General features: G+C 59.6%; 23 protein-coding genes. 12 read left to right on the plus strand and 11 right to left on the minus strand.

Annotated features, from left to right (window positions below; genetic code table 11):
• The first annotated feature begins 36 nt into the window (after positions 1-36).
• Positions 37-231, plus strand: coding sequence for a hypothetical protein (locus ACPPVR_RS08635; protein ID WP_426613802.1), 195 nt, complete (start codon positions 37-39; stop codon positions 229-231).
• 59 nt (positions 232-290) lie between these two features.
• On the opposite strand, the gene ACPPVR_RS08640 is transcribed toward ACPPVR_RS08635, so the two are convergent.
• Both ACPPVR_RS08640 and ACPPVR_RS08645 read right to left on the minus strand, forming a co-directional pair.
• Positions 291-539, minus strand: coding sequence for a hypothetical protein (locus tag ACPPVR_RS08640; RefSeq protein ID WP_426613803.1), 249 nt, complete (start codon positions 537-539; stop codon positions 291-293).
• Between the two features lie 11 nt (positions 540-550).
• Complete coding sequence (locus tag ACPPVR_RS08645) at positions 551-802, minus strand: hypothetical protein (protein WP_426613804.1); 252 nt, start codon at positions 800-802, stop codon at positions 551-553.
• 553 nt (positions 803-1,355) lie between these two features.
• Between ACPPVR_RS08645 and ACPPVR_RS08650 the strand changes: the two genes are divergently transcribed.
• Positions 1,356-2,192, plus strand: a complete 837-nt coding sequence (locus ACPPVR_RS08650) for a glycosyltransferase family 2 protein (RefSeq protein ID WP_426613805.1) — start codon at positions 1,356-1,358, stop codon at positions 2,190-2,192.
• Positions 2,193-2,259: 67 nt separating this feature from the next.
• Here the strand turns inward: ACPPVR_RS08650 and ACPPVR_RS08655 are convergent, their stop codons facing one another.
• Positions 2,260-2,577, minus strand: coding sequence for a hypothetical protein (locus tag ACPPVR_RS08655; RefSeq protein ID WP_426613806.1), 318 nt, complete (start codon positions 2,575-2,577; stop codon positions 2,260-2,262).
• Between the two features lie 337 nt (positions 2,578-2,914).
• Between ACPPVR_RS08655 and ACPPVR_RS08660 the strand changes: the two genes are divergently transcribed.
• Entirely contained in the window at positions 2,915-3,223 is a 309-nt protein-coding gene (locus ACPPVR_RS08660) for an HdeA/HdeB family chaperone (RefSeq protein WP_426613807.1), read from the plus strand.
• 84 nt (positions 3,224-3,307) lie between these two features.
• Positions 3,308-3,451, plus strand: coding sequence for a hypothetical protein (locus tag ACPPVR_RS08665; protein WP_426613808.1), 144 nt, complete (start codon positions 3,308-3,310; stop codon positions 3,449-3,451).
• Here the strand turns inward: ACPPVR_RS08665 and ACPPVR_RS08670 are convergent.
• Positions 3,448-3,729, minus strand: a complete 282-nt coding sequence (locus ACPPVR_RS08670; RefSeq protein ID WP_426613809.1) for a helix-turn-helix transcriptional regulator — start codon at positions 3,727-3,729, stop codon at positions 3,448-3,450. The two genes, ACPPVR_RS08665 and ACPPVR_RS08670, sit on opposite strands and share 4 nt — an antisense overlap.
• 70 nt (positions 3,730-3,799) lie before the next feature.
• Positions 3,800-4,225 carry a hypothetical protein gene (locus tag ACPPVR_RS08675; RefSeq protein ID WP_426613810.1) on the minus strand — a complete coding sequence of 142 codons (426 nt, stop codon included), beginning with the start codon at positions 4,223-4,225 and terminating at the stop codon, positions 3,800-3,802.
• A 284-nt stretch (positions 4,226-4,509) separates the two neighbouring features.
• Here ACPPVR_RS08675 and ACPPVR_RS08680 point away from each other — a divergent pair, with 284 nt between their 5' ends.
• From ACPPVR_RS08680 to ACPPVR_RS08695, 4 genes are all read left to right on the plus strand, one after another.
• Positions 4,510-5,190 (plus strand): hypothetical protein, encoded by a 681-nt coding sequence (locus ACPPVR_RS08680; RefSeq protein WP_426613811.1) that lies wholly within the window; start codon positions 4,510-4,512, stop codon positions 5,188-5,190.
• 80 nt (positions 5,191-5,270) lie between these two features.
• The gene (locus tag ACPPVR_RS08685) at positions 5,271-7,685 is read left to right on the plus strand and encodes a DUF3987 domain-containing protein (protein WP_426613812.1); all 2,415 of its coding nucleotides are present in this window, start codon (positions 5,271-5,273) and stop codon (positions 7,683-7,685) included.
• 81 nt (positions 7,686-7,766) lie between these two features.
• Entirely contained in the window at positions 7,767-8,528 is a 762-nt protein-coding gene (locus ACPPVR_RS08690) for a hypothetical protein (protein WP_426613813.1), read from the plus strand.
• A 105-nt stretch (positions 8,529-8,633) separates the two neighbouring features.
• Positions 8,634-8,960, plus strand: a complete 327-nt coding sequence (locus tag ACPPVR_RS08695; protein ID WP_426613814.1) for a hypothetical protein — start codon at positions 8,634-8,636, stop codon at positions 8,958-8,960.
• Here the strand turns inward: ACPPVR_RS08695 and ACPPVR_RS08700 are convergent.
• Positions 8,938-9,642 (minus strand): recombinase family protein, encoded by a 705-nt coding sequence (locus ACPPVR_RS08700; RefSeq protein ID WP_426613815.1) that lies wholly within the window; start codon positions 9,640-9,642, stop codon positions 8,938-8,940. The genes ACPPVR_RS08695 and ACPPVR_RS08700 overlap by 23 nt on opposite strands.
• A 516-nt stretch (positions 9,643-10,158) precedes the next feature.
• Here ACPPVR_RS08700 and ACPPVR_RS08705 point away from each other — a divergent pair.
• Positions 10,159-11,598, plus strand: coding sequence for an IS1182 family transposase (locus ACPPVR_RS08705; RefSeq protein WP_426613816.1), 1,440 nt, complete (start codon positions 10,159-10,161; stop codon positions 11,596-11,598).
• Positions 11,599-11,742: 144 nt separating this feature from the next.
• On the opposite strand, the gene ACPPVR_RS08710 is transcribed toward ACPPVR_RS08705, so the two are convergent.
• From ACPPVR_RS08710 to ACPPVR_RS08730, 5 genes are all read right to left on the minus strand, one after another.
• A complete protein-coding gene (locus ACPPVR_RS08710; RefSeq protein ID WP_426613817.1) occupies positions 11,743-12,270 on the minus strand; it encodes a hypothetical protein in 528 nt (175 codons plus the stop codon).
• A 104-nt stretch (positions 12,271-12,374) separates the two neighbouring features.
• On the minus strand, positions 12,375-12,869 hold the full coding sequence (locus tag ACPPVR_RS08715) for a DUF302 domain-containing protein (RefSeq protein ID WP_426613818.1): 495 nt from the start codon (positions 12,867-12,869) through the stop codon (positions 12,375-12,377).
• Between the two features lie 61 nt (positions 12,870-12,930).
• On the minus strand, positions 12,931-13,806 hold the full coding sequence (locus ACPPVR_RS08720) for an alpha/beta fold hydrolase (RefSeq protein WP_426616055.1): 876 nt from the start codon (positions 13,804-13,806) through the stop codon (positions 12,931-12,933).
• A 170-nt stretch (positions 13,807-13,976) separates the two neighbouring features.
• Positions 13,977-14,744, minus strand: a complete 768-nt coding sequence (locus tag ACPPVR_RS08725; RefSeq protein ID WP_426613819.1) for an alpha/beta hydrolase — start codon at positions 14,742-14,744, stop codon at positions 13,977-13,979.
• Positions 14,745-15,396: 652 nt separating this feature from the next.
• On the minus strand, positions 15,397-16,602 hold the full coding sequence (locus ACPPVR_RS08730; protein ID WP_426613820.1) for a winged helix-turn-helix domain-containing protein: 1,206 nt from the start codon (positions 16,600-16,602) through the stop codon (positions 15,397-15,399).
• 437 nt (positions 16,603-17,039) lie between these two features.
• Here ACPPVR_RS08730 and ACPPVR_RS08735 point away from each other — a divergent pair, with 437 nt between their 5' ends.
• The 3 genes from ACPPVR_RS08735 (at position 17,040) to ACPPVR_RS08745 (ending at position 22,046) form a co-directional block, all read left to right on the plus strand.
• Positions 17,040-17,552 (plus strand): hypothetical protein, encoded by a 513-nt coding sequence (locus tag ACPPVR_RS08735; RefSeq protein WP_426613821.1) that lies wholly within the window; start codon positions 17,040-17,042, stop codon positions 17,550-17,552.
• A 230-nt stretch (positions 17,553-17,782) separates the two neighbouring features.
• The gene (locus ACPPVR_RS08740) at positions 17,783-20,587 is read left to right on the plus strand and encodes an ATP-binding protein (protein ID WP_426613822.1); all 2,805 of its coding nucleotides are present in this window, start codon (positions 17,783-17,785) and stop codon (positions 20,585-20,587) included.
• Between the two features lie 427 nt (positions 20,588-21,014).
• A complete protein-coding gene (locus ACPPVR_RS08745; RefSeq protein WP_426613823.1) occupies positions 21,015-22,046 on the plus strand; it encodes an IS110 family transposase in 1,032 nt (343 codons plus the stop codon).
• Positions 22,047-22,245: the final 199 nt, after the last annotated feature.

Genomic DNA, 22,245 nt, shown 5'->3' on the forward strand with positions numbered 1-22,245 from the left:
GGCTCGGGTTTAGCTTTCGGTGGGCCGGGGATCGCAATGAATTCACAAGATCGGGACTACTATATCGAGACCGTCGATACGGGTGCTCGTCCGTACCCATGGCGCTGGGAATTGAAGCGGCGTAGCTCCCCGATGGGCATCAAGCTGGCCGCGGGTGGCTATCAGCTCGCGGGGCAGCGGGCGCTGGCGGAATTTCTCAAGGACTTATCGAGAGAGGAACGGCGCAAATGAACCCGGGGGAGCCGGGTCAACGCCAGTCTGCTAAAGCGCATGTGTCGCTTAAGGCGATCTCACCCTTCGGTGAGCTTCTTTTCGATGTAAGCGTTCACGGTCTCGGCGAACGACCGCTGCACGCCGAGTACAGCATTGTATTGGGCCAGCACGTCTTGCTGGATGAGCCGAAGGCCGCTTTTGCGAGCGCCCGAAGGGGTGGCTTCCAGATACTCGTTGACCGCCCGTTCGGCTAACGAGATGGCGTTGGGATCGCCCCTGGCGATCAGCCGACGAAGGACGGCCTGACAAGTTTGCAAGTGTGGCATGGGGTGAGCAACTAGCTCTCGGCCGCTTGGCTCGCGACCGACATCGGTATGCGCCCTGCGATCATACCCTCGATCTCGTCGCGGTCGTGCGGTGACAGCCGATGAAGCTTGCTGAGGCGCGCGCCTGCGACGTGCCAAAAGCGGTCACGCTCGGCGGGATCGTTCAACCGGTCCTCGATCACGGAGGCGACGCGGCAGAGGATCTTGAGCGTCGGTCGGCCTTCGACCAGCACGCGCTCGAGCAGGATGGCGTCTTGGATCAACGGCGCGCGCTTTCTGTGTTGACCTGCTAAACGGCGGCGATTCCAAGCGATCTCGAATTCCGGCATGATCGACTCTCCATATCGATATGCCCCAGCCTCGGCAAATGATCACAGCGTGTGGTTAACGCTCTCTTAAGAAGTGCATTGTCGCGGGTCCGACCGCCGCCTTCGCGGCCTGCGCTGCATGCCAGTAGGAAGCGCGGGGTTGCTGCGCCTCGCCATGCCCGCTGCCTGCCGCCGTCGTGACGCTGGGGGGCGTCTCTGCGCGCTGCTGCTGGACAGGGGCGTCGTGGGATGGAGGGCCTCCGCAACGACCGCTCGGGTCCTCTAGGGACGGTGACCGGGGCGGGGACCGCGAGACCGCACCTACCGAGGATATTTGTTACGAGAAAATCCGTGGTTGCAGTTACAGGAGAGGCAACGCGGCTACTGCCTACAAACCAGTCGCCAGGCTCGCCAGAAAAGTCCGCCATGCCTACGGTTTTTACCCTTGCCGTAAGTGGGCCCGTTCATCATCATTGGTGCCAATTCTCGACCCAGCTAGGTGGTGACGATGCCCAGCACGAGTATTTGGCAGCTGCGGGACGGCGAACGGATCATTGCTTGCAACGCAAGCCTAGTGGGCAAAAGGCACTTTCTGGTCGGCATCACCCGTGTTCGCAATGAAGCGCTTGTTCTCCAAGACACGCTTGACTACGTCGGCAAGCAAGTCGATGCGATAGTGGCGTACGACGACGCAAGTACGGATCGAACGCTGGAGATCCTTGGCGCACACCCGAAGGTCGCTCTGATTGTCGCAAATCAGGCATGGGAGGCGGACATCGAGGCACGCCGCATTGCGGAGGGGCGACATCGCGGACTTTTACTGCAGACGGCGCGTGAACAATTGTCGTTCGACTGGATGATTTGCTTCGATGCGGATGAGCGCGTTACTGGTGATCTACGCGGATTTATAGACGCAACGCATTCTAGTGATTGCGAGGGCGTGCAGGTTCAACTGTTCGACGCATATATGACCCCTGGCGATCATGCGCCCTATCGAGCGGATCGAGAGCTGTTGGGCTTTCGCCGTTTCTTCGGTCCGGAACAGCGAGACATCCTGATGCTGTGGCGAAATCGGTCGGAGGTCATCTTCACGGAGCACCACGGGCGGGAGCCGGGCGGCGTAGATCGCATGAAGACCGGCCTTTACTGCCAACACTATGGCAAGTCGTTGTCGGTCGATCATTGGGAAGAGACCTGCGAATACTACATGCGACACTTTCCGTTTGATACCTACGGAAAAAAATGGCGCGAGCGCAAAGGTCGAGCAATCCACACCCAATCTGATTTCATGCGACCACTGTATGAGTGGGGTGACGCGCTCTTCGCGAATGCGGTCAAGATCTAACTTGTTTGACAAACGAGCTTGCTTTCGTACCAACGTGACCGCTTTGGGCAAGCCCAGGCTTGGTCCGTTATGCCGCTGAAAGCCGAAGTGAGCCTGCGGCGACGCAGCAGGAACCGACACGATGTCTGAGGCCGTTCCCGTAAAGTGCGCCCATCGCCAACGGGGCCTTGACCGTCAGCGCGTCGGCACTGGCGCAGCATCTCGATTGCAGCCCACCTACATCGGCAAGCTGGAAGCTGAAGGCGTGATCCAGCGGCACGGCGACCGCTTCGATCTCGATGCGGCGCGGGTGGCTTACCTGCGCTTCCTGCGGCGTGAGCGCCAGAGGTCGCCGCGCCATGAGGCCGACGCTGACGGAAATGCTGCGCATCCAGATGGCGCTCATCGATCAGATCGCGGGCACCGTGCTCACGCATCTGAGCGGCATGGCGGCGCTGTGCTCGTCCGATCTAGCAGTCAGGGCGATCGGATCGATGAGGTGGTGCATCAGGTCCGCACCGAGATCGCGATAGCCTTCACGTCGATGGCCGATAGCGATCAGGTCGGTGAGCGCCGATGGAGCAGCAGGGCTGACAGCGTGGACGCTGACGCGCCGTGACAGACCGTGGCCTTCGTCGCGGCGGGCGCCGTCATGATGGCGCTGCTGTTGGTTTGATAGTTGACCGGACGTTCACTCCCTGCGAGACCGTAACTGTGATCATGCAATGCAGTGGAGACGAGATATGATGAAGGCCAAGGCCATTTTGCTAGGTCTGATGCTATGTGCAATAACAGCGCCGGTCGGCCACGCGCAGGTTACCATCGACGTGGCCAAGATCACATGCAATCAGTTCGCCACGTACAAGATCGCGAACCCGGAAAACATCGCATTGTGGCTTAGCGGATATCACAAGGGCAAAACTGGCGGGAACACTCTCGTCGACCCCCAAGCCTTGAAGGCTAAGTCAACCGAAGTGGTCAATTACTGCTTGCAACATCCTGACACACCGGTGATGCAGGCCGTCGAAACTTTGTTTGGCATAAGCAATTAAAATCGTCGCTCCCTGCGTCACCAAGTCCAAGCCGGAGCCGCGCCGTATTAGGTCTACGGCTTCCTGACCACGACACCGAATGCGGTGGTCGAGCCGATCCACGCCAAGGCCATGCCCGTGATCCTGACCCCCGATGAGGAGCACGACGTTTGGATGCCCGCGCCGTGGGCCGAGGCCAAAGCGTTGCAGCGGGACGATGCCCTCAGTATCGATTTACGATTGCGTTAGGCGAACCGCCGGCTGCGTCCTTTGCCGCGACCGCGGCGCGGATTGAACTCATCCACTACGTTCTGCCACGCTACAATCTCGTCTTCGTACCAGACGCGCCGATTCGGGCTGATATAGGTGCACCTCGGAAATCGGCCTGCTTTCTCCATACGATAGAGTGTGGTGCGGCCCACGGGGATGATCGCCAGCACCTGCGCCTCGTTGAGCATGCGGCGAGGGCTGGACCCACGCGCCGCGTCAGCTGCCGCTTCGATGTCTGCCTGCTTTGCTGCAATCATTGCGAACTCTACAAAGATCAATCCCTGTGCGCGCTAAGACTCAGTAATCCTTTCCGTTCACGAGAGGGGATCAAGCCCCGGCGAGCCCTTTCAAATTGCCAACCTGCAGTTGCTTAAACGCTAGCTCTGCGCCGTGCTGTGCAGCCTTCGTGAGCAACCCCGCCAATTCCATGGATGTTAGGATCGATATGCTGACTTCTGATGGAGCGAGACGAAGAGCGATTGTGCGATAGCCTCGTTTCTCAAGTTCTTCGTCGGCATGAATTTTGCGAACAAATCCATCGAGAATTTTATCTGACGTCTCTACCTCGTCTGCGAGCATTGGATACGTAAGAAGACGACGAGCCGCGAGTTCCGAGATTGTCAAATCCTGCTTTGCGGCTGTCTTGGCCAATTCGCGATAGTCCGCTTCAGGAATCCTGAATTGCAGAACGGCTCGCTTTCTCGTCTTTCGCTTCTTTTCATTCTGATCAGTACGTGAAGGTCTCGTAGCCATCGGCGTCCCCTTTTTCGTGAGCGTGTAGTGATAACACTACGAATCGTCGTTGACAAACGAATCTTGAGGCGTACGCTAAGCGCATGTAGTGAAATCACTACATGCGACCGCAGCGAGCAGGAAGAATGGTCCGCTGCGCAAACATAGCTTTGCGCGATGGGCTTTTTTGGTCCTCTTTTTGGGCGGGCGGTTAGCGAGATGCCGCGTGCGGTCGGGACAAGTCTGATCAACATCCGAGCCTCGAAGTTCGAAGCACAGCAGCAGACAACAGGAGGAACGAAACGATGACTGGAATTGCAAAACGAGAATCAGCGATTGCTCCCAACGATGGCTGGGAGGACACGGCGGCAGAAGCGGAGGCGCGGGTGATCCGCGGCTCGCTGGTCAAATTCTTGGAAGGGCGGTGGTTCATCGGCAAGGAAAATGAACCGGTGAAGGAAGGCCGCCAACTGGTTGCCGTGGCCACCTCCGCTGCTTGGGTGAAGTGGCAGAGCGGCAAGCCAGTCGAGTACCGGCTGCGGGAGCCGCGGTCACCCATGCCGGAGCGCGAAGGGCTTGGTGATTGCGAACGCGAGGGTTGGGAGAATGGCTCGGACGGTCAGCCGCGCGATCCCTGGCAGAGCACTCGCTTCGTGCACTTCACCGATCCGAAGACCGCCGAGGCTTTCACCTTCTCCACCTCGAGCGGGGGCGGCATCGACTGCGTGGTGAATCTTGCCGACCAGACCAAGCGCATGCGGAACAAGCACCCCAACGCCGTGCCGCTGGTCGAGTTGGGCAGCGCGCCGATGCGGACCAAGCATGGTTGGAAGTCGAAGCCGGTGTTGAGGGTGGTCGACTGGAAGAATGCAGTGAACGTCGTGGTCGACCAGCCAGAACAACTGCTGCTGTCCGGTGCTGAAGCCAAGTCAGCACACGCCGCGGCGACGCGCGTCGATGACATGGATGATGACATCCCGTTCTAGTCGAAGTGTCGATGGGAGCGGGAGAGCCTCTCCTTCCGCTTCCAACTTTTCGACTTTTTGCAACGCGTCGAGCCTCCGCCATGACGATGCTTCAGGAGAACCTTAGCGCTGCTCTGGCGCTTGCTTTTGCCGGCATCAAGATTTTCCCGGCGGGTGCGGACAAGCGGCCGCTGCTGAAGGGATGGCAGGACGCAGCGACATGCAATGCAGATCAGATCAATGCGTGGTTCGAGCACGCAGCCGCGCTGCCGGCGATTCCGTGTGGGCCGAATAATCTTTTGGTGATCGACTGTGACCGTCATGGTGGAGGCGCCGACGGGGTCGCCGCCTTCAAGTCCCTTGTGGCCGCGCATGGCCCGCTGCCGCCTCATGTGCCGTTGGTGAAAACGCCCAACGGCGGCCTGCACGTTTATTTCCAGCAGCCGGTGGGAGAGGCGTTTGGCAACGGACACGGCTCGTTGCCGCCGGGGATCGACGTGCGCGGGGTCGGCGGCTTTGTTGTCGGCCCCGGCGCACAACTGCCGGATGGTCGTGGTTGGACGTCAGTACCTGAACGTGCCGCGATCAAGGACGCGCCGCCTCTCCCGCAATGGCTCGGCGCCATACTGCGCCCGCCGCAGCGCGAGGCAGCTCGTCGGAGCGGAACCGACACCAGCGAGGAACGCGGCCGCGCTTTTGGAGTGGCGGCGCTTAATGGAGTTGAAGGTGAGCTCGCAGCGGCTCCGACTGGTGAACGAAACGACCGCCTCTACAGGACCGCATTTCGGCTCGCCACGATGGTGGCGCGCGGCTGGCTGATGGAAAGCGAAGTCATCGAGACGCTGGTAAGGGCCAGTGAGGGTAATCAATATCTGCGCGAGCATGGTCGCGGCGCGACGATGAAAACGATCGAGAGCGGCATCCGCGATGGACTCGGTATGCCGCACGACGATCTCGACGACCGCGACGAGTGTGCAGGCCATACGAGACGCGGGAATGGCGTGGACCACAAAGAGCAAGGGCAATCGTCAAAGGACCATCCCCGCCGCGCCCGAACCACCGGAGAGTGGGATGAGCCGGATATGTCGATCCTCGACGACCGCCGCGGTGAACTGCCGGAGCTGCCGATGGAGGTGTTTCCGCGAAGCATGCACCGCTGGATGGATGATGCGGCGCGTGGCGCTGGTGTTACCGTCGGGCATATTGCGCAGCCGCTGATCGGAATCTCCTCTGGTCTGATCGGCGTGGCGCGGCGGGTGCAGGCGACCCGTTCATGGCAGCAGCCGATGACGTGCTGGACCAGCCTGATCGGTGTCTCTGGTTCGGGCAAGACCCCGTCGCTCGACGTGGTCAAGCGCGCATTGTTGGTGGTGGAGCGTAGCCGTCAAGACGAGAATGCCGTGCGCCAGCTCGCGCACGAAACCCGCATGGAACGCGCCAAGGCGGCGCAAAAGAAATGGAAAGAGGAAGTCGCCGCCGCGGTTGAAGCCGGGCAACCGCCGCCCGTCAAGCCACTCGAGGCTCAGGAGGTACGCCCGTTCGTCGTGCCACGACTCTATGTTTCCGACTGCACGATCGAGCGGCTCGCGCCTCTCCTTGAGGCGCGGCCACGCGGTGTGACATATGTGGCCGACGAACTCGCTCGCCTGTTCCTGAATCTCGAGCGCTATAGCGGGGGTTCGGATCGTGCCTTCTGGCTGGAGGCGTCGGACGGCAACAGCTTCGTTGTCGAGCGCCTCGGCCGCCCGCCGGTGATGTTGCCCCATCTTCTTGTCGGCGTCGTTGGTGGCTTCCAACCGGACTTGCTGGCGCGGAGTTTCGCCGGTGACTCCGACGGTATCTATGGCCGTTTCCTCTATGCTTGGCCGCCGGAGGCGCCGTTTCGTGAGCCGACCGATGATGCCGACGAAGTCGATCCAGAGGTCATCAACGCCTTTGCGCGGCTGGTGAACCTTCAGGCTGGCGAAGAAGGTGCGTTCGCACCACGAAGTGTTCCATTGACTGCGGACGCCAGGCATGAATTTGCGCAGTTTGCGCAATTCGCGCACCAGGAAAGGCAATTACTCGAGGGGCGCGACCGCGAATACTGGTGCAAGGGGACAGCACATGTGCTGCGCCTGTCTGGCACGCTGTGCTTCCTCGAATGGGCTTGGAACGGTGGGGCGGAGCCACAAGTGATCGACGCCCGGCACATGAGTAGCGCTGTGACACTGTGGCGGAGGTACCTCTGGCCGCACGGCCGCGCTGCACTGCGCCTTGTGGGGATTACCGACAAGCATGGCCACGCCCGCACTGTGCTGCGCTGGTTACGTGCAGGCAATAAGGCAATGGTGTCGCGCGAGGAAGTGCGCCGCGAGGCGCTAGTGCAGCGGCTCGACGCCGGTGAGACACAGGCGCTGCTCGACATGCTGGTGCGCGCTGGCTGGCTACGTGAAGCCGCCATGATGGTGTCGGGACCGGGACGGCCGCCCCGGAGGTGGGAAGTTAACCCGCGCCTTAATGAAGTCACTATATAAAGCGGAAACTGCGGAGAATGCGGAAATTCGATCCAAGCAGCATTTCCGCAATTCTCGCAATTACCGCTGTGGGGTGGGCATTTGATCGTGGTGACCATCGCAACCGGAAGCGAGAAGCAGGGGCTCGGAAAAATGAGCAACATAGATGCAGATGGAATTGGCGGGCTAAGGTACAAACCGCAGCGGTTGCACCCTGATCTTGAGCCGTATTTAAGGACGGGGCCGTTTGGCGGCCAGTGCTTGGATCACCCGCTTGTTCAAGAACTTGACATAAATCGGGAGTTTGCCGCACTGCCGAACTGGGCATACAACGACAAGCGCGGACACTTGGATGAAGCACGTAAGCAGGCCGATTGGCATAGCTATGTGTTCTTACATATGCGCTCGTATCGGTTAGAGGCGCTTATGGAGATCTTACTCAACATCTCGAGCGCTAAAATATACTGGGAATTGCTCAGCGCAGTATGGATCGACAGCAAGAACGTGGCCCGACATGCTGATGAATGGTTTTCGCTTTGGAACGACCGCCGACCATACAAGCGTTTCGCAATGGATGCTAAGGAGCGCAAGGCACTCAGGCGACTTGATGAGGAGTTGACCATCTATCGCGGCATTGAAGAGGGCGGAAACCCGGAAGGGATGTCGTGGACGCTGGATCGCAAAAAAGCGATATGGTTCGCGCGAACGGGCAGCAGTAGATCGCGGTCAATTCTGCTTACGGCGCGTGCTCACAAGCAGAATGCCCATGCGCTATTGCTTGGTCGCAAGGAGAGCGAGATTGTGATTGATGAATTCGACATTATCGCAACAGACCATCTTACCGTGGACGTAGGTAACCCTTGACGTCGGGAAGGGCGTCACAGAGATAAAAGATCGAAATAGTTCCATCGCCAATTTTGATTCAGGATCAGCAGGTTTTTTCTGGGCTAACAGGCGACGGAGGATATCTTGGGAAGGCCGATTGGAAGTCTAAATCGGGAAAAGCCGTTCAACGATGCGCTCCGGATCGCGCTTCGGAGCCGTCCGCTCGCGCTGCGGAGGGTCGCGGACCAACTCCTCGACAAGGCGGAACAGGGCAACCTTGCCTACATTCACGAGCTGATCGATCGCCTCGACGGCAAGCCTGTCCAAGTCATGGACCAGCCCGACGCGCCGGCCGAACAACTCAGCGACGCCGAATTGTATCGCATTGCAGCGGGTGGCGGATCGTGCAGAGAGTCCTCAAAGATGCTGCTTATTCCGCCAGCAAAGATCAAGTCGGACGATCAGATCTGAGCCCATTCAGGTCGTCACCTGAGAAGTGCAGGCGACTAAGAAGTCTGATGACTTGAGTGGCTTGCCATGTGCCGCCTCTCGGTGTGGTAACCCCTCGCTCGTTCAGGATTATTGAGATGCGTTTGGCCGGCAGGTTGCGTAGCGGCGCTATCATCTGGCGGAAATGCTCCGCGTGTAGGTCAGCTTCTGCTTTGCGGGCTTCTCCGATTCCGGGATTGCCGAGCATCTGACCGCGAGCCTTGGCCGCCGCAAGGGCTTCCCTCGTGCGTTGAGCGATCCTCTCGCGCTCTTTCTCGGCCACCGCAGCATGAATGTGCAGCATGAAGGGATCGACATCAGGCCCGAGCTCGGTGACGATGAACGGAGTACGCTGAACCATCAGGCCGCTGATGAAGTGAACATCGCGACTGAGCCGGTCCAGCTTGGCGATGATGATCGGAGCTGCGCCAGCCTTGCCAACTTTGCCAACCTTACGGGCGTGTTTCATGGCTGCGGCGAGCTCTGGTCGGCGCTCCAACGCATCCGCGCCCTTCCCAGTCTCAATCTCGCGGTACTCTGCTTCGATGCTGTAACCGTGCTGCGCGCAGAAAGATCTGATCGCGGCTTGTTGCGCTTCGAGCCCAAGACCGCTGCGACCTTGCTTGGGTTTTGAAACGCGGATGTAGGAAACGGCTGCCCGCATAGAAGATTTATCCTCTCAAACTTTACGTGCGATCGAGCGTCTATGTGTAAACGTCGATAGCCTATCGGATCGATGCGCAATTCGGAATCCACTTTTCTTCGGAAAACGCAATTTATCGAGAGCGTGTCGGTAGTACGCACCTCCCGCTGCTAATCGCGCATGGCGAGATCCCGCTCGCTCAGCGGCGCGAGAGGAAGCGCAGCGTGGAAAGGACAGCCGATGCCGTCCCAGACAACCGCATGTGGATTTATCGAACAGCGAGATGTGTCTCGAGCAGCGAGATCCCCGGGTCCCCTTTTGGTCGAGGGGAGGGGGAGAGGGAAAAATTTGCGGAAAAGCATGCTGACATTTTTAAAGTCGCCTTAAAAAACCTGCACTCACATTCCGCTTTCTGGAGTAAAGCGGAAGTCGCCCCGCGCCGCAATCATCGACGGCTTGTGACCCTGGCTGTGTGAAAACGCTGCGTTTGACGTGATTCGCGCGATATGATTCCTGCACGATTTACGGGGGGCTGGAATGAAGCGCTTCGTTGCGGAGGCGGATCGTGGGCAGTCGACGTTATTGCCCGAATGCCTCGACGATTTCATTGACGAGAGCAACCCTGTTCGGGTGATCGATGTGTTTGTCGATGCGCTCGATTTGGCCGAGTTGAGCTTCGACGGGGTGAAGCCGGCGGCGACCGGTCGGCCGTCATACCATCCCTCGGTTCTCCTGAAGCTTTACATCTACGGCTATCTGAACCGGGTGCAGTCGAGCCGGCGGCTCGAACGCGAGGCCGGGCGCAATGTCGAGATCATGTGGTTGCTGGGTCGGCTCGCACCGGATCACAAGACCATCTCGGACTTCCGCAAAGACAATGGTCTGGCGCTTCGTAAGGTATGTTCCCGTTTCGTTGAACTCTGCAGCGAGATGGGCCTCCTCGCGACGGCGAGCGTCGCCATCGATGGCAGCAAGTTCAAGGCCGTTAACAACCGAGACAGGAACTTCACGCGCGCGAAGGTGGAGCGGCGGCGTGATCAGTTGGAGGAGAGCGTCGCGCGCTACCTCAGCCAACTTGACACGGCCGACCGGCAGGAGCCGAGCGAGGCGCTCGCCACGAAGGTGACGAGGCTCACCGAGAAGCTGACAAAGCTGAAGGAGGAAATGGGCAAGCTTGCTGTCTACGAGAAGCAGATGCTTGCTTCGCCCGACCATCAGATCTCCCTGACCGATCCCGACAGCCGCTCGATGGCCACGAGCGGTCGCGGCTCCGGCGTTGTCGGCTACAACGTGCAGGTCGCCGTGGATACCGAGCACCATCTGATTGTGGCGCACGAGGTCACCAACAGCGGCTCAGATCGTGCGCAACTGGCCAATATGGCCAAACAGGCGAAGGCCGTTCTCCAGACCGAGACGCTTGAGGCGGTTGCCGATCGCGGCTACTTCAGCAGCCTGGAGCTCCTTGCGTGCCACGAAGCCGGCATCACCGTAACTCTGCCCAAGCCGCAGACGTCGGGCGCCAAGTCGGATGGCCGCCTCGGCAAGCAGGATTTTGTCTATTTGCCAGAGAAGGACACCTATCGCTGTCCAGCCGGGAAGCAACTGCCATATCGCTTTACGAGTGAGGAAGACGGCAAGCGGCTACGGCGCTACTGGACCACAGCCTGCCGAGATTGTTCGCTTAAATCGCAGTGCACGACGGGGCCAGAGCGGAGGGTTCCAAGATGGGAGCATGAGCATGTGCTCGAAGCTGTGCAGCAGCGCCTTGATGCCAACCCACAAGCCATGCGCCAGCGTCGAGAGACGGTCGAGCATCCATTCGGGACGATGAAGGCGCGCATGGGAGCGACACACTTCCTCACCAAAACGCTTCCAAAAGTAGCCGCTGAAATGGCACTCTCGGTCCTGGCCTACAACCTGACACGAGCGATGAACATCATCGGGATCAAGCCGTTGATCGCCGCGATCGCGGCCTGAGACACGCGTGGCTCTTATCTTCCTGGATGGACGCGCTCTAAGATCGTTTTTACACGACCAAGACCCGTTGCAGACATCGTGACGCCTCTACCCAGGGTGAGAGAATCCCGAGCGGTCGGTGCCAAACAGTCGAGGGTCGGCGTCCTACCCCTTAGCGGCGGGTCCGGGCGGCACCGGCAGAATGATTTCGGAGGCGACCTTCCAATCATTCCCGACGCGAAGCCAATTGATGATCATTAGAAACGGCCTGGCTGTTCCATCTTGCCCCGCATAGGAGACCGTGATGTTCAACGGCACATAGGATTCGGCGACGTCGCGCGTCAGGCTGACAACCTTGAACTTCGAATAATCTGGCTCAAGCAAGACCGGACCGGAGGTGCCGATATCGTGCAGCTTTTGATCAACGGCCTCGTTGCCCCAAAAGCCGGCCCAGTTTCCCTCGGACTGGATCGCACTCTTGGCCACCAATAGGGTCAAGGGGGATTGCCAGAACATCTCATGCAGAGCTTTGAAATCGTGCTTCTTGGCCAACTCCATCAGCCTACCGAACTTCGATTTTATCGCGCTGAGCGTCGAAGCATCCAGCGGCTCTTTGCTGACAGCGGGAGCAGATGCGGCACCCCCGGTGGAAAAGGCCAAGGCAGATAGAGTGACGATAAGTATCTTGTACATACAGGATTTTCCTTCCCAACGCCCGGCTCGCATCATGACGACGCTCGTCGTGTTCAGCGATTGGCATACCCACTTCGATCGGCCGAAGACGTCATCACGACGTCTCAGCCTGCACATTCGCGGAGTAAAGTTGTGATTTTCGTATCGAGAGCGCGGGCGACGGCAAGGGCTTCCGGGCTGCCATAATGCAGCAGATAACTCTCCATCTTGTCGTAAGAGACGTGTACGCCATCGGGACGCTCATCGATCAGCACTGTGACTGGAGCATAGGAGCCAGCATCGGGCACGTGCTTGACCATTTCTTTCATGATGAGTGGGTTGCCAACCACGAACCGTTTGATCTTGGGCGTCCCGGATCCAGTTTCGCGACGTAGAATGTCGCCCAGGTCGAACTCCGCGAAGAGCATAAGGTCCGTTCGGCCGAGGCCGCGTTGTACGACGCGCTCCAAATCCGGGAAGGAATTTGTCGCCCTCGTCTCCCTAAAAAATTCGACCATGTCGGGCTGCCCGACCGCGGACTTGAGGGCGGCCACAATAGCGTCGAATGATTTTGAGCTCGTGAGGCTCAAACGTTCCACCTCGACTTTAGCGATTGTCATTTGTACTCCGTAACAACTCTCATTGATGGAATGCGTCTAATGGCGTCGGAACGCGCCGGGATCATGCAGCCGCGGGCTGTGATTCCAGGAATGTCCGGACATGGCTGACGAACATCTCGTGGTACTGAAACAGGGCGCCGTGCCCGGAATCGGGATAGAGCATTAGTTGAGCGTTGCTGAGTTGCTTGAACATTGCGTAGGCGTTGCTCGCGGGCAGCATGGTGTCGTGGCTGCCGCTGACCACAAGAGTGGGCTGGCGGATGGCGCGCAGAATGGCGTGCCCGGGATCAGGTGTGGCACACCAGGTGATCAGCGCCTTCGCCTGCGGATCGGTGACCGCGCTGCCGTTATCGCTGTCCCGATCGTCCTTGCGCACCTTCGCCCGCTTCAGGAAGGCCAAGCCAGACGACCGGCTGGCGGCTGAATTCGTGAAGAACAGCGGCAGGCGGGGGTCCGGCGCATCGGTCTGGGAAAACGCGTCCTGTAGAACCGCCAACAGGTGCTCCTCTCCGCCTTTCGGCGCGGTGCCGACGAGGATGAGCTTGCGGACCAGCTGCCCGTGCTCCGCGGCGATCTGCTGAGCGACGCAGCCGCCGAGAGAAAAGCCCAGCAGGTCGACCTCGGAAAGGCCGAGCAGATTGATGAAGGCGACTGCATCTCTCGCCATCGTCGCGACATTGTCAGGCGTTTGCCCGCTCGAGCGACCGACCCCGGCGTTGTCGAATGCGATTACAGGGCGATCGGTTGCGAGAGCGTTGACGACGGCGGGGTCCCATGCGTCGATGTTGCCCGAGAAGTGCTGCAAGAGAACAAGCGGCGTTCCGGTAGCGGGACCGAGGCGGCGATAAGCGAAGCGGATTCCGTGGCCTTCTACGTAACGGGTCGGCGCCGTTTCGAGCGCGGCGACGTCCTGGCTCGCGATGTCGAGTTGAGTCATGTCATTCTCCGGATGCTTGGCATAAAATAATCGAGTGGGGGATCGGTGCGACGCTGCGGATATTGCTGGCGCTTCCGTTGCTTTGACTGGTTTCGCCATCGCGGTCCGATGCGTTCTGGCTCTGAGCGAGCGGGCGCGCTCCCGGCGCGAAAGCGCCGGGAGCGGTACCGTCACTTCGCGAGTGCGGCCTTTTCAATCACCGCGGCGACATCCTTGGCATGAACGACGAGCGAAGCGTGGCTGCCGGCGACTTCCGTCGTCTGCGCCTTCATCCCGGCGGCGAATAGCTTCTGGACCTCGGGTGCGATCACCTTGTCCTTGGTGCTAATCACGTAGAACGTTGGCTTGTCACGCCAAGCGGCCGTATCGACCGGTGCTTCGAACGCCGTGTGATTCAACGGAAGCTGATGGCTTGCCAGGGATTCGGCGATCTGCCGGGGAAGGTCAGCTGCGACCGCCGAAGGAAACACCTTGGGATCGATGTAGAGGTTGCCTTTGTCGTCAGGATGAATCGCCGCGGTACCCTCGGTTGCAGGACCGCTCTTGGCGAGGGTCGCCAGAGACTGGCCCACGTCAGGCGCGAAAGCAGAGACGTACACCAGCGCCGACACCTTGGGATCGTTACCGGCTTGCGTGATGACCACGCCACCCCAGGAATGGCCGACCAGAACGGTCCTGCCGTCCTGCTTCGCGAGCGCGTGTTTGGTGGCATCGACGTCAGCAGCGAGCGAGGTGAGCGGATTTTCGACGAGCGTGACGTTGTAGCCTTTTTTCGTGAGAATATCGGCGACGGGCTGCCAGCTCGTCTGGTCCACGAAAGCGCCGTGCACGAGCACGATGTTGTGGGCTGCTCCTTTGGGCAGTTCGGCAGAATGGGCTGAGCCGACCAATGTCGATCCGGCCAGCAGTGCGGCGGCTGAGAAGAGGATATTTCGCATTGAATATGGTCCTGTTGCATATCGGACGGAATGAGGTCCGCGGGGGAATGGGCAGGCGTTTCCACAAGGTCGCGGTTCTTCCATCTGCCGTTGGCGAGATGGTTGCCGCACGCCGTCCGTTCGGAGCGGCACGGCAGAGGATGGCATGGCGGCTATCGAATGGGTTGTTACGAGGTGTAAGACGATGCAACGCATTGTTAGTTACGACAAAACCACGATGTACTTCATCCGTGCCCTCGTTGAGCCGCGGCAAGAACAGTTCTGACGGAGGCGGATGCACTGAGCGGCTGACGTTGTGCTATGCCCATTCGCTATTCGCCGACCCAAAGAACCTTCAGGACGGCTGCACGGCGTTCGTCGGATGCCGACTGATTGCGCAGAATGATAAGTTGAACGTTTTTGTTGAACGCTTATGGTGCTCGACAGATTCTGGGTTTGCAGGAGGTGTCCGAGGAGGACATGTTGTGCGTTAAGCAGCGTTAAACGATGTCATCGTCCATCGTCCTGACTCAGACCGCCCTGTTAAGGGGAGCGGCGCGCTGGCTTCCGTCGTCTTCGAGGGTCGAGCGCGCGACATTGCCTTTATCGACGGGCTGATTGACCGGATAGACCAAGGTGGATCGTCATCAGTGGCGAGCCTGGGATCAGGAATTCATCGCTCCTCGCAATCGCCAAGCAGCCAGCCGAAGAGCGCGGCGTCGCCATACTGAGCATGACCGGCGTCCTTGCCGAAGTCCATTTGCCGTTTGCCGCGCTCGAACGGGCGGTCCGTCGTGGAACGATGCCGAGGCGATGTACAACATGACGCCGATCGCGTCACCCCTTGCACCGAGACCGAAATCGAAAAAGCCTTCTTCGGAACGCGATCTCTGGTCGGCGCGGCCTGCTCCTCAAGGTGCTGATGTGGTTGCTTTGGCCTCGTCAGCGGCCTTGGCGACGTAGGGCCCGACCATCTTGGCGGGATCGACCACGCGGTCGACGCCGCCGCAATGCCGATCACGTGCTCGCAATTGTCGGGCACGAGAAGGATCTTCTTATCGCCAATAAAGGCCAGCAGACTCAGAAGCGGGTCCTTGGTCTGCACCGTGAGTCCCAATGTGGACGCGACCGCTGTCGGAACGAGATGGGGATCGGTCAGCACGGCCAGGTCGATGAAGAAGGCTGCGCCATGGAACTCGTCAATCAGCGCATGGGCGACAGAGATTGCCACGGTGGTTTTGCCGACACCGCCGGGGCCGACGATGCTGATGAACCGCCACATCTGAAGTTGCTGCACCAGCGCTCGAACGGTGTCATCGCGACCGACCATTCGCGGCAGTCGCGGCGGCAGCTTTTGAACGTGTTCTGTGGGGGTGATCCCAGTAATCGAAACCACCGGCTTGGCGCTCGAGCGTGTGACCGGCACCAACAAACAATAACCGCGCCGGGAAACATTGGATATGTAGCGTGCGCCGTCGCGTCCGTCGCCGAGCGCCTTTCGAAGGGCCGCGACGTGAACGCGGAGATTGGCTGCCTCCACGTTTATACCAGGCCAAACGCTGGAGATTAGCTCCTTGTGAGTGACGACTTGCCCAGCCCGCTGCGCGAGTGCGATGAGGACGTCGAGCGCCCGGCCACCAAGCGGTATCGCCTCGCCGGTCTTTTTGAGCAGTCTCTCGGCCACAAGCAGATTGAACGGGCCAAGAGACAAAACATCCTTGGGTTGCGGATTGCGGCGATGACTCATATTCGTTGTCCGCCCTTTGGCTAGAAAGCCGCCCTCCAGCTGAGCACTTTTCCCGATACCGGGCATGGCGCCATCTTTGGCGTTGATCCTGTTGGTGTGGATGTCGGCTCTTAACAAGCTCAGAGCTGCCAACGCCAGTTAAGCCGCGTTACACGAAGTTAAATGTTGTACTCCCGCGTACCACTCTGGCTGGGACCAACGCCGTAGATGACGCGCTTCAAGCGGGTAGCGAACGAAACGGCGGCGCCCCGCAGGCAGTTTCGCGGACCGTAGCGCGAAGCAACACAGCTTAACTCGGATCGCAGACCGGCCTATGCGAGGGTCAGCACGTTTCCCGTCGAAAAACACTAAAAAGGTGTGTCATGAACGAACTCCTCGCCACAGTTATCGCAACTTATGGTGGCCTCGACCGTTGGCGGACTCTGAAGCAAGTCTCATGTTCCCATCTTGTGGGCGGTCGCCTATGGGGCATCAAGCGAGTTGAGATGCCGACCTCACCGTTGCAAGTGACCTGCCAACTTCACGAGCAGCGGACTGAGGTTGAACCTTTTGGAAGTCCGGATTGGGGGATGACGTTCACGCCGAACCGCGTGGTCATCGAAAGCACGGCCGGCGAGACCATTGCCGAACGCGATAACCCGAAGGCCTCCTTTGCCGGCCACAAATACGACACACCGTGGGATCCACTGCATCTTGCCTTTTTCGAAGGTTATGCTCACTGGACCGGCCTGGCCTCTCCCTGGATTTTTTCCGAGCCTGATTTCGAGACCTGGGAAACCGAGCCGATGTCCGAGGACGGCGAGACGTGGCGCAGCCTCCGCGTGCGCTTCCCAGATCGGTTCGTCAGCTATCACAAAAAACAGACCTTCCGCATCGGGCCGGACGGCCTCATCCGCCGACATGACTACGAGGTAGAGGTTTGGGCAGCCTCCCGTGCCGCCGACTACCTGTTCGATTACGTCGAAGTGCAAGGTCTGAAATTCGCCACGCGCCGGCGCGTCTACATGCGACGGCAGGACAATACGCCTCAGAAGGATTTCATGACAGTCTCGGCAGACCTATCCGATTGGAAGCTGAGTTGAGGCAGGCGGCAGTAGCGGTTTGGTAGGGCGTCCAGCCGCGTTCTAGGCAAAACTTGACTTGACCCGTCTTTTGGCAGACGCCTACTGTCGCGGGAATGCGAGCCGCTGCCGCGGCTTGTCGCCACGCTGCAACGCTGAGCCAAGGTGCCCATATGCGCTCGTCGGCGAACATAGACAGCCGCGAAGTTTTCACCTTTGGTCCATTTGAGTTGGTCCCGAACGAACGATCCTTGACGATCGAGGCTCGGCCAATTTCTCTTGGGAGCCGAGCTTTTGACATTCTGGTTGCACTCGTCGAACGGGCACCCGAAGTGGTGTCGCAGCGGGAGCTGATATCTCGCGCGTGGCCCGACCTCGTCGTGGTGGACGCAAGTCTGCGGGTCCATCTGGTGCGGCTGCGTAAGACGCTCGGCTGCGGTAAAAATGGTGTTCGCTATATCACCAACGTTCCCGGTCGTGGATACAGCTTCGTTAAGCCGGTTCGGCGTCTTGCCCCTTTTGCAGAATCTGTCAGTCAAACAACGCCGGCCGGTTCAGTGGCGCGGCGCGATCATCTACCCTCGCGTCCAACCGGCGTGGTTGGCCGCGACCAGACGGTTGCCGAAATTCGCAGCCTGCTGTCGTCGCGACGTTTTGTCAGCCTAATCGGTCCCGGCGGCATCGGCAAAACGACGGTTGCACTTTTGGTCGCGCACGCCGTGCAGGAAGATTTCCCTAGGGCCGTCCATTTCGTCGACCTTGCCTCCATCACCAGAGAAGAACTCGTCGTGTCAGCAGTCGCGTCCGCTGTCGGAATGGCACGTATGGAAGATACGCTTTCCGGCCTTGTTTCCTGGCTGTCCAGCCGGCGTCTGGTAGTCGTCCTCGACAATTGCGAACACGTCATCGGAGCCGCCGCGGATCTTGCTGAACGGCTGCATCAGGTGGCGCCGCAGCTCCATCTTCTTGCAACCAGCCGCGAGACGCTGCGAGTCTCCGGAGAGCATATTTACCTCCTGAAATCGCTTGCGGCGCCACCACCCGGCAATCTGACCTACGCTGAAGCCGTCACATGGCCGGCGGTAAAGCTGTTTATGGACAGGGCAGCGATGAGTGGACACACAGCGCCGCTTCGCGACGAAGATGCAGACATGGTGGCCGAGATCTGCCGTCAGCTCGATGGCATCGCGCTTGCCATCGAGCTAGCTGCGAGCCGTGTCGGCAGCTACGGGTTAATCGGCACGGCCAACTTACTTCGAAATAGATTCAAACTTTTGTTGCAAGGACGGCGCAGCGCGATACCGCGGCACCAAACGCTTACTGCGATGCTCGAGTGGAGCTACAATCTATTGACAGAAAACGAGCGCCGCGCGCTCAATCGGCTCTCGGTTTTTGTCGGGTCATTTACGCTGCATGCAGCCGGTGTTGTTGCCGCCGATTCCATCCTGCCAAGCCTCGACATTGACGAATTGCTCGGCAGTCTCATCGAAAAATCGTTGCTGAGCGTTTCCGTCGACGCAGGGATGATTGAATATCGGCTGCTTGAGATCACTCGAAACTTCGCCTCCCAAAAGTTGCAGCAGAGTGGAGAGGCCGGCCCGGTCTCGCACCGGCATGCCGACTATTATGCAACAAGCGCCGAGATCGAGCCGCCTTCCGCCGATGGAATTGCGGCGACGCCTCAGCTGGCGAATATCCGAGCGGCGCTCGAATGGAGCTTTGGCCCATCGGGCGATCCCGGGACCGGCGCTCGGCTCGCGGTCCGGGCCATACCTTTGTTCCTCGCGCGTTCTCTCTTGACGGAGTGCCGACGCTGGAGTCGCGCGGCGCTTGGGGCATTGCCACCAGAGATCGCGCATACCTCGGGCGAGCTCACGCTTCGTGAGGCGCTCGCGAGTTCGTCGATCTTCACGCGTGGCCAGGTTGAAGATATCGGTCGGCTTATGGAGGACGCGCTGCTCACCGCCGAGCGGCTCGGAGAAAACAGCCGACAGCTGACTCTGTTGATTGGTCTTCATACCTATCACACGCGACTTGGTCAGTTTGCGAGCGCTGTCGGTATCGCAAGGCAGGGAATGGAGGTTGCCAAGAATCTCAACGATCCCACTTCGCTCGCAATTGCATCATGGATGATGGGATGCGCGTTTCACCATGCCGGCGACCAGACATCCGCGCAGTTTCATTTGGAAGTAGGTTTCCGTGAGGCGGAGCAATCGGACCGATCGCATTTTGACACGTTCGGTTATGACCAGCGTATGCGCGCGATGCTTGTTCTGTCGCGCGTGCTGTGGTTGCGCGGGTATCCAGATCAATCCGCACGAGTTGCCAATGAGGCGATCGCTCTCGCCGAACAACGGGAAAGTCCCGTCAATCTCTGCATCGCCCTATTGACCGTTAGGCCCACTCTCTGGAGAGGCGATCTCGATCTCGCCAAGCAGCGGGCGAATCGCTTGTTCGAGTTATCATCGATCCATCAGTTCGCGCCCTATATTGCCGACGCACTTGACACCAAAGGGGAAATTGCGGTTGCTGAAGGTGATGGGCAAGGCGCAATCGAACTGCTTCGGCGATGCCTCGAACTCATGCGTATCGAGAATTACCACAGGGATGCGGGGGCCTGTTATCGCGCGCTAGTCGAAGCCCATCTGCTGTGCGGCGACGTCGATGCTGCCCGGCTCGCTTCGGCGGACGCCTTGGCATGGGCCGCGCGGACGGGAGAGGCTGTTGAGCTTCCCAATATGCTCCGGGCTCACGCGGCTGTGCTTCTGGCCTCCTGCGAGCCCCAATATGCCGCCGCCGAAAGTGCCCTGACCCAGTCGCTGAAGGAAGCGACGCGTCAGGGCATGCTCAGCATCGAACTGAAGTCTGCTACGGACCTCGCGCGTTTGTGGAGGCTGACTGGACGTTCGCGCGACGGGTGGAGTCTCCTTGACCCAATCTACCAACGGTTCGCGGAGGGATTTTCGACCCCGGATCTCGTCAACGCTCTTCATCTTCTTAATGAACTCAAACCGACTGACGCTATCGGCACCACTTGCCCGCATAATCGGCCGTGACGACGCCGTAGACACCTTGTCGATGCTACTTGCCTCCGCGCTTTGTTAGATGATTAGTCGCTCGGTTAGTTCGAGCATCAACACCAACCTGACGTCCATCCATGGGAGCGCGGATGCCAACTTTTGGCCCATCGCGACATTGCGGTTACACAGAGGCGGTCGACGTCGGGGCGAACCGGACATCGAGGAAGGTCTATGAGCACGCGCCCCAATGAAAATCAAAGCGCTTGAAATCCCGCGCGGCGCCGAGCGCGCATATCTGATCGTCTTCGGGGTAGCTGCGATCTATATCGCGACCGTTTCGGGCAGGAAGGATCGAATAGCAGGCCCATGTCCGCTTCTGATGCTGTGGACGGCTCCTCCACCGGCACGAGAGTGCCAAGGAGTGGGCGCCGTTTGAGGCTCCCACGATTCGGAGGAGCTAGCTATGCAGTCAATTTCGACGATTGGACTGGATATCGCGAAGTCGGTCTTTCAAGTGCACGGCGTTGATGCGGCCAGCCAAGTGGTCCTGCGCCGGCAGTTGAAGCGCGGGCAGGTCCTGGCATTTTTCCAAAAACTGCCACCGTGCCTGGTGGGGATCGAGGCTTGCGCGTCGTCGCACCATTGGTCCCGCGAACTGCAGGCACTCGGGCATACGGTACGATTGATGCCTCCGGCCTATGTGAAGCCCTACGTCAAGCGGCAAAAGAACGATGCCACGGACGCGGAGGCGATTTGCGAGGCGGTCGCGAGACCCAACATGCGGTTCGTGCCGACCAAGACGGTCGAGCAACAGAGCTGTCTGATGCTTCACCGGGCGCGCCATCTCTGCATCCGCCAGCAGACTGCCGTCATCAATTCGATCCGCGCCTATCTCGCCGAGTTTGGGATTGTCGCCCCTGTCGGACGCAGGGGTGTCGAGCAGCTGCTGGAAGTCGTCGCCGATACAGCCGACCGCAGGCTTCCGGAACTGGCTCGCGCTTGTCTTGCTGCTCTTGGCAGCCAATTGCGCGCATTGAAGGCTCAAATCCTGGAGTTCGATCGACGCATCATCGCCTGGCATCGATCAAGCGCGACAAGCAAACGGCTGGACGCAATCCCCGGCGTCGGGCCAGCGCTGGCAACAGCTCTGGTCGCCAGTATTGCTGATCCCAAGGCCTTCCGATCGGGACGAGACTTCTCGGCCTGGGTTGGGCTCGTGCCCAAGCAGCACTCGAGTGGGGGCAAGGACAAGCTTGGCAGTATCAGCAAACGAGGCGATCGCTATTTGCGCAGCCTGTTCACGGCTGGCGCGCTCGCCGTGATCCGCTATGCCAAGATCCATGGCACCGATCATCGGCCCTGGCTCACTCGATTGTTGGCCCGGCGACCCACCAAGGTCGCTGCCATCGCGCTCGCCAACAAGCTCGCCAGGATGGCATGGGCGATGATGGCCAGAAACGAACCTTACCATGAACCCGCCGCTCTCACGGCGTGACGAGGCTACACCGGACATCCGGTGTGATGTAACGGTTGGGAGGGCGAACAGCACTTAATGCAGCGCCGGTCGATCCGGCGATCAGGACAACCCACTTGGGCCACAGCATCTTCGAATGCGTGCTTTTGACCGGGACCTGATCCGCGGAGGGCATTATGGCCAGCGGTGATGTGAACCGCGAAAACAGGCCGAACACATG

Source organism: Bradyrhizobium sp. McL0616, assembly GCF_049993385.1.
In the GTDB taxonomy this organism is placed as follows: Bacteria; Pseudomonadota; Alphaproteobacteria; order Rhizobiales; family Xanthobacteraceae; genus Bradyrhizobium.

Coding starts and splice junctions, on each gene's coding strand:
- ACPPVR_RS08635 (WP_426613802.1), top strand. CDS start 37: ATGAATTCACAAGATCGGGACTACTATATCGAGACCGTCGATACGGGT.
- ACPPVR_RS08640 (WP_426613803.1), bottom strand. CDS start 539: ATGCCACACTTGCAAACTTGTCAGGCCGTCCTTCGTCGGCTGATCGCC.
- ACPPVR_RS08650 (WP_426613805.1), top strand. CDS start 1,356: ATGCCCAGCACGAGTATTTGGCAGCTGCGGGACGGCGAACGGATCATT.
- ACPPVR_RS08655 (WP_426613806.1), bottom strand. CDS start 2,577: ATGAGCGCCATCTGGATGCGCAGCATTTCCGTCAGCGTCGGCCTCATG.
- ACPPVR_RS08660 (WP_426613807.1), top strand. CDS start 2,915: ATGATGAAGGCCAAGGCCATTTTGCTAGGTCTGATGCTATGTGCAATA.
- ACPPVR_RS08670 (WP_426613809.1), bottom strand. CDS start 3,729: ATGATTGCAGCAAAGCAGGCAGACATCGAAGCGGCAGCTGACGCGGCG.
- ACPPVR_RS08675 (WP_426613810.1), bottom strand. CDS start 4,225: ATGGCTACGAGACCTTCACGTACTGATCAGAATGAAAAGAAGCGAAAG.
- ACPPVR_RS08680 (WP_426613811.1), top strand. CDS start 4,510: ATGACTGGAATTGCAAAACGAGAATCAGCGATTGCTCCCAACGATGGC.
- ACPPVR_RS08685 (WP_426613812.1), top strand. CDS start 5,271: ATGACGATGCTTCAGGAGAACCTTAGCGCTGCTCTGGCGCTTGCTTTT.
- ACPPVR_RS08700 (WP_426613815.1), bottom strand. CDS start 9,642: ATGCGGGCAGCCGTTTCCTACATCCGCGTTTCAAAACCCAAGCAAGGT.
- ACPPVR_RS08705 (WP_426613816.1), top strand. CDS start 10,159: ATGAAGCGCTTCGTTGCGGAGGCGGATCGTGGGCAGTCGACGTTATTG.
- ACPPVR_RS08710 (WP_426613817.1), bottom strand. CDS start 12,270: ATGTACAAGATACTTATCGTCACTCTATCTGCCTTGGCCTTTTCCACC.
- ACPPVR_RS08715 (WP_426613818.1), bottom strand. CDS start 12,869: ATGACAATCGCTAAAGTCGAGGTGGAACGTTTGAGCCTCACGAGCTCA.
- ACPPVR_RS08720 (WP_426616055.1), bottom strand. CDS start 13,806: ATGACTCAACTCGACATCGCGAGCCAGGACGTCGCCGCGCTCGAAACG.
- ACPPVR_RS08725 (WP_426613819.1), bottom strand. CDS start 14,744: ATGCGAAATATCCTCTTCTCAGCCGCCGCACTGCTGGCCGGATCGACA.
- ACPPVR_RS08735 (WP_426613821.1), top strand. CDS start 17,040: ATGACGTTCACGCCGAACCGCGTGGTCATCGAAAGCACGGCCGGCGAG.
- ACPPVR_RS08745 (WP_426613823.1), top strand. CDS start 21,015: ATGCAGTCAATTTCGACGATTGGACTGGATATCGCGAAGTCGGTCTTT.